Origin of the sequence: Anaeromyxobacter sp. PSR-1 (genome assembly GCF_000964525.1) — a bacterium.
In the GTDB taxonomy this organism is placed as follows: Bacteria; Myxococcota; Myxococcia; order Myxococcales; family Anaeromyxobacteraceae; genus Anaeromyxobacter.
Window position 1 is genome coordinate 1 of the sequence record NZ_BAZG01000241.1, and the last position, 5,523, is coordinate 5,523.

The following is a 5,523-nucleotide window of genomic DNA, read 5'->3' on the forward strand; positions in this document are numbered from 1 at the left end:
GGCACGGCCTACGCTCGGGATGAGCGATCCTTGATCCGCTCACCCTGAGCGTAGGCGGGCCGCAGGCCCGCCGGAGTCGAAGGGTCACCCTGAGCGTACGCCGCCCCAGGCCCGCCGGAGTCGAAGGGTGAGCGGGGCTACCCGCGCGGCGGGCGGGGCAGCCGCGGGTGCGTGGGCGTGTCGCCGGGCGGGCGCTGCCGCGCGTCGGCCGGGCCCACCGGGCGCAGCTCGGTGGGCGTGGCGGCGCGGGCCGGCAGGCGGACGGTCACGGTGGTGCCGCGCCCGGCCGCGGTGGTGAGGCTGACGCTGCCGCCGTGGCGCTCCACGATCCCCTGCACGATGGGCAGGCCGAGCCCGATGCCCACGCCGGCGCGGGTGGTGAAGAACGGCTCGAACGCGCGCGCCGCCACCTCCGGCGGCATGCCCGCGCCCGCGTCCGCCACGGTGAGCACCACCTCTCCGCCCTCGCGCGAGAGCCCCACCCGCACCTCGGCGCCGGGCGGGACCGCCTGCGCCGCGTTCGTCACGAGCGCGAGCACCACCTGCACCAGGCTGGGCCGGTTGCCCTCCACCACGTACGGCCCGTCGCCGCCGTCGCGCACCAGCCCCGCGCCGGCCTCCTTGAGCGCGGTCTTCGCCATGCGCCCGGCCTCGTCCACCGCCGGCACGAGGTCCACCGCCTCGGTGTGCGCGCCGGTGGGGCGGGCGTAGGTGACGAGGTCGCGGGCGAGGCGCTGGATGCGCTGGCCCGCGTCCTTGATGGCGCGGAGCTTCTCGACGTCGGCCGGGTCCTGCCCGCGCGCGGTGAAGCGCTCGAGCAGCACGTCCGAGTACATGGTCACCGCGGTGAGCGGGTTGTTGAGCTCGTGGACCACGCCCGCCACCAGGCGCCCGATGGCGGCGAGCCGCTCGGCGTGCTCGGCGGCGGCCTGCATGGAGCGGAGCAGGGTGAGGTCCTGGCCGATGAGGATGACGCCGTCGACCTCGCCGGACGCGCCGGTGATGGGCGCGGTGTTCACCGCCACCCGCACCTCGCCGCCGTCGCGGCGCACGAGCCGCGTCTCGAACCCGTCCACCCGCTCGCCGCCGAGGCTCCGCCCCAGCACCGCGGCGAGCCGCGGCCGCTCGTCGTCCGGCGCGCGCAGGAGCGCCTCGCCCCCCAGCACCTCGCCGGCGGGGAGCCCGGAGAGCTTCGCGAGGGCCGCGTTCCAGACGATCACCGAGCGGTCGCGGTCCACCGCCCAGATGAGCGCGTTGGCGTGCTCGATCAGCTCCTCGAGGTAGGTCTTGAGGTAGGTGAGCTCGTCGATGGAGCGGACGTTACGCACGCCCAGCGCCGCGTGCGCGGCCACCCGGCGCAGCAGCGGCCGGTCCTCGGCCGGGTTCCCGGGCCCGCCGCGCGCGTACTCCAGCGAGAGCACGCCGTAGAGCGCGCCCGAGACCGCGAGCGGCGCCGAGCTGGCCTCGTCGTAGCCCTCGAACAGCGGCTCCTCGCGCTCCACCACCCGCACGCCGCCGGCGGCGAGCGCCGCGGCCGAGAGCCCGGCCTCCTCCACGGCGTCGCGGGCCAGCACCAGCCGCCCGGAGCGGTCGGGGCGGAGCCGGCCGCTCGCGTAGAAGGTGGTGAGCGCCAGCGTGCGCGGGTCCACCAGCCGGATCGAGAAGGCGCGGCCGGGGAACACGGCGTCGAGCGCGCGGGCCAGGGCGCCGCTGATCTGGTCCTCGGCGCGCGCCTCGGCGAGCTCGCGCGACAGCCTCAGCAGCACCGCGTCGGACGGATCGGGCGTGACGGGCGGCGGCGGCGGGCGGCGCCTCCGCCCGGGCTTCGGCCGGGGCCGCGGCTTCGGGCGCGCGCTCGGGGCGCGCGTGCGCTTCGCCGCCTTCCGCCCCGGCCTCCTGCGCGTCCCCGCCATGCCTCCCCCGGCCCCCGACTCTAGCACGCGCCCGCTACGGGCGCCGGGAACGGTACGCGGCCAGCGCCGCCGCCATCACCTCGCGCACCGCCACGCCTGCGGCGCGGGCGCGCGCGGCGCAGTCGTCGTACTCCGGGTGCGCGCCCAGCTCCCGGCCGCCGAGCCGCGCCACCTTGACGCGCACGGTCCCGTAGGCGGTCTCGACCGGCTCGAGCGCGCGCTCCAGCGCGTCGCGCTCCACCGCGTGCCGGCGCACGCCCAGCGTGGTGGTCTCGGCGAAGAGCGCGCCGGTCACCGCCGCGCGGTGCGCCTCGTCGCAGAGCGCGCCGAGGAGGACGCCGGGGCGCCCCTTCTTCATGGTGAGCGGCGCCGCCCAGGCGTCGAGCGCGCCGGCCTCGAGCGCCGCCTCGATGGCGCGCGCCACGAGCTGCCCCGGGCAGTCGTCGAGGTTCGCCTCCAGCACCCAGAGCGCCTCGGGCCCGGGCCCGCCCGCGCCGGCCGCCGGCGCCGGCTCGGCGAGCGTGGCGCGCAGCACGTTCGGCCGATCCGGCCAGGCGCGCGTGCCCACCCCGTAGCCCACCCGCAGCGGCACGTGGGCCGGGAGCGGGCCCACCTCGGCGAGGACCGCGAGCAGCGCCGCGCCGGTGGGCGTGACCGCCTCGCCGGGCGGGCCGCCCGGGCGCACCGGCTTGCCCTTCAGGAGCTCCAGCACCGCCGGCGGCGGCACCGGCATGGTCCCGTGCGCGGTGCGCACCAGCCCGCGCCCCAGCTCCGGCGGCGCCGAGCGCACCTCCGGCCAGCCGAGCAGGTCGAGCGCCACCGCCGCGCCGCACACGTCCACGATCGAGTCCACCGCGCCGACCTCGTGGAAGTGCACCTCCGAGACCGGCACGCCGTGCACGCGCGCCTCGGCCTCGCCGATGCGCTGGAAGAGCCCGCGCGCCACCTCGCGCGCCCGCGGCGGGAGCCCGCTCGCCGCCACCAGCCCCAGGATCTCGGCGAGGCCGCGCGAGGCGGGCTGCTCGCCCTCCACCACCACGTCCACGTGCGTGCCCTGGATCCCGTGCTCGGCCTTCCGCGTCACCGCGAGCCGCCAGCCCGGGACGCCGAGCGACTCGAGCGCGCGCGAGAGCGCGGCCGCGTCCACGCCCAGGTCGATCGCGGCGGCCAGGAACATGTCGCCGGCGATGCCGCCCACCGGCTCGAGGAGGAGGAGCGCCATCCGGGGCCTCGCTTCAGCCGCGGGCGACGAGGCCCGCCACGAACGCCGCGCCGAAGCCGTTGTCCACGTTCACCACCGTGACGTTCGGCGCGCAGGAGTTCAGCATCGTGAACAGCGGCGCGAGCCCGCCCAGCGAGGCGCCGTAGCCGACCGACGTGGGCACGCCGATCACCGGCCGGCCCACCAGGCCGCCCACCACCGAGGGCAGCGCGCCCTCCATGCCGGCGGCGACGATCACCGCGCGCGCCCGGTCGAGGTCCTCGCGTCGCGCCAGCAGCCGGTGGATCCCGGCCACGCCCACGTCGTAGACGCGGATGGGCTCGACGCCCATCACCTCCAGCGTCACCGCCGCCTCCTCGCACACCGGGATGTCCGAGGTGCCGGCGCAGCACACCGCCACCGGCCCGCGCGCCGGCAGGTCCATGCGCCCCTTGCGCAGCGTGCGCGAGACCGGGTCGTAGACGCTGCCCTTCACCGCGCGCCGGGCCGGGCCGGCCTTCTCCGGGGCGAGCCGGGTGACGAGGAGCGGGCCGCGCGCGGCGAGCTTGCGGGCGATGGCCGCCACCTGCGCGGCGGTCTTCGACTCGGCCAGCACCACCTCCGGCATCCCCACCCGCAGGGTCCGGTGCGTGTCGAGCGTGGCGAGGTCGCCCAGGCGCTCGAACGGCGCGCCCTTCAGGGCGGCCACCGCCTCGTCGAGCGAGGACTGGCCGCGCTTCACGCGGGCGAGGAGCGCGCGCAGGGTCTTCTCGTCCATGCGCGCTGTCTATCGCAGATCGAGATGCGAGAGGAGCTTCGCGATGCGCGCCGGCTCGGGCATCACCAGGATGAGCCCCTCCAGGGCGGGCTCGCCCGCGACCACCGGCCCGTCCGCGCCGGTGGACAGGACGAACCGGGTGGCGAGCGCGATCGAGCCGTCGTGGGTGACGAGCCGCTCCACGCACTCGCGCCCGCTGCCGCGCGCGAGGGTCGGCACCGAGAGCAGGAGCTTCTCCCCCACCAGCGCGGCCACCGCCGAGACGAACGCGCTCCCCACGATGTTGCCCGACTCGAGGAGCGCGCTCTCCGCCATGCCCGACCAGTCGCCGCCGGGCGGGAACCCGAGCACCGCCGCCAGCGCCTCGGCGTCGCGCTCCTGCAGCGCGAGCAGCAGGTCGCCGGTGAGCGGCCCCTCCAGCTTCACGCCCACCGCGACGAGGTCCTGCCCCAGGCCGCCCAGGAACGCCGCGATGGCGCCGGTCTCGGCGCCCACCCAGGCCTCGGGCACGTCCATGTGGATGGGGCGCCCGGCCAGGCGGCCCAGCGCGGTGATGGCCTGGCCGCAGCCGATGCTGGCGAGCTCCTGGAGCGCGTCCAGCTCGCGCGGGCCGAAGCCGGGGGCGCTCACGCGAACAGCCTCTGGACGTCGAGGATGAAGACCGGCCGGCCGGTGCCGAGCACGGTCACCGCGGAGAGGCCGGGCACCGTCTCGAGCGGGCTGCCGAGCGGCTTCAGCACCGCCTCGTGCTGGCCGAGCAGCGCGTCCACCGCCAGGCCCACCCGGCCCGGCTCGCCGCCCTCGGCCACCACCACCGCGCGCACGTCGCCGGCCGCGGCCGGGAAGCCGAGCAGCCGGGAGAGGTCGCGCACCGGCACGAGCTCGCCGTCGTAGGGCAGGACCGGCTCGCCGCGGCTGCGGTCGAGCCGCGACAGCTCCACCTGCGCGGCGCCGTGCACCTTCGCGATGGGCAGGCCCAGCACCTCCTCGCCCACCCGGACGAGCAGCACCGGCTGGACCGCCACCGTGAGCGGCAGGCGGAAGGTGACGCGCGCGCCCAGGCCCGGCGCGCTCTCCACCTCGAGCGTGCCCCCGAGCGCCTCGACCGTCCGCTTCACCGAGTCCATGCCCACGCCGCGGCCGGAGAGCTCGGTGACCTGGTCGGCGGTGGACACGCCGGGCAGGCAGCAGAGCATGAGCGCCTCGCGATCGGAGAGCGCGGCGGCCTGCTCCGGCGCGAGCACCCCGCGCGCCACCGCGGCCTGGCGCAGCCGCTCCGGGTCGAGGCCGCGCCCGTCGTCGGCGAGCTCCAGGATGACGCGGTCGCGCTCGCGGCGGGCGGTGAGCGCGAGCCGGCCGGTGGCGGGCTTCCCGGCGAGGAGCCGCAGGTGCGGCGGCTCGATGCCGTGGTCCACCGCGTTCCGGAGCACGTGCTGGAGCGGGTCGGACAGCTCCTCGAGGATGGCGCGGTCGATCTCGATCTCGGCGCCCTGCACGTCGAGCTCCACCTGCTTGTTCACGGCGCGGGCGAGGTCGCGGACCACGCGCGGGAGCCGCTCGGTGACGAGCGCGAGCGGGGTCATCCGCACCGTCATCACCTTGTCGTGCAGGTCCTTCACGATGGCGTGCAG

Annotated in this window: 5 protein-coding genes; all 5 read right to left on the reverse strand. The window is 77.5% G+C overall.

Annotated elements, in window-relative coordinates; all coding sequences use genetic code 11:
* Positions 1 to 137 precede the first annotated feature (137 nt).
* Positions 138 to 1,766, reverse strand: a complete 1,629-nt coding sequence (locus PSR1_RS21300) for a nitrogen regulation protein NR(II) (RefSeq protein ID WP_237758188.1) — start codon at positions 1,764 to 1,766, stop codon at positions 138 to 140.
* Positions 1,767 to 1,947: 181 nt separating this feature from the next.
* Positions 1,948 to 3,135 carry a nickel pincer cofactor biosynthesis protein LarC gene (gene larC, locus PSR1_RS21305; RefSeq protein WP_059439373.1) on the reverse strand — a complete coding sequence of 396 codons (1,188 nt, stop codon included), beginning with the start codon at positions 3,133 to 3,135 and terminating at the stop codon, positions 1,948 to 1,950.
* A 13-nt stretch (positions 3,136 to 3,148) separates the two neighbouring features.
* Positions 3,149 to 3,892 (reverse strand): nickel pincer cofactor biosynthesis protein LarB, encoded by a 744-nt coding sequence (gene larB / locus PSR1_RS21310; protein ID WP_059439374.1) that lies wholly within the window; start codon positions 3,890 to 3,892, stop codon positions 3,149 to 3,151.
* A gap of 9 nt (positions 3,893 to 3,901) precedes the next feature.
* Positions 3,902 to 4,522, reverse strand: coding sequence for a chemotaxis protein CheC (locus PSR1_RS21315; protein WP_059439375.1), 621 nt, complete (start codon positions 4,520 to 4,522; stop codon positions 3,902 to 3,904).
* A partial coding sequence (locus PSR1_RS21320) for a chemotaxis protein CheA (RefSeq protein ID WP_193388403.1) occupies positions 4,519 to 5,523 on the reverse strand: 1,005 nt, incomplete at its 5' end. The genes PSR1_RS21315 and PSR1_RS21320, both read right to left, overlap by 4 nt.

What these genes read in the sequence shown, in the direction of transcription:
- larB (WP_059439374.1), bottom strand. Translation starts at nt 3,892, where the DNA reads ATGGACGAGAAGACCCTGCGCGCGCTCCTCGCCCGCGTGAAGCGCGGC.
- larC (WP_059439373.1), bottom strand. Translation starts at nt 3,135, where the DNA reads ATGGCGCTCCTCCTCCTCGAGCCGGTGGGCGGCATCGCCGGCGACATG.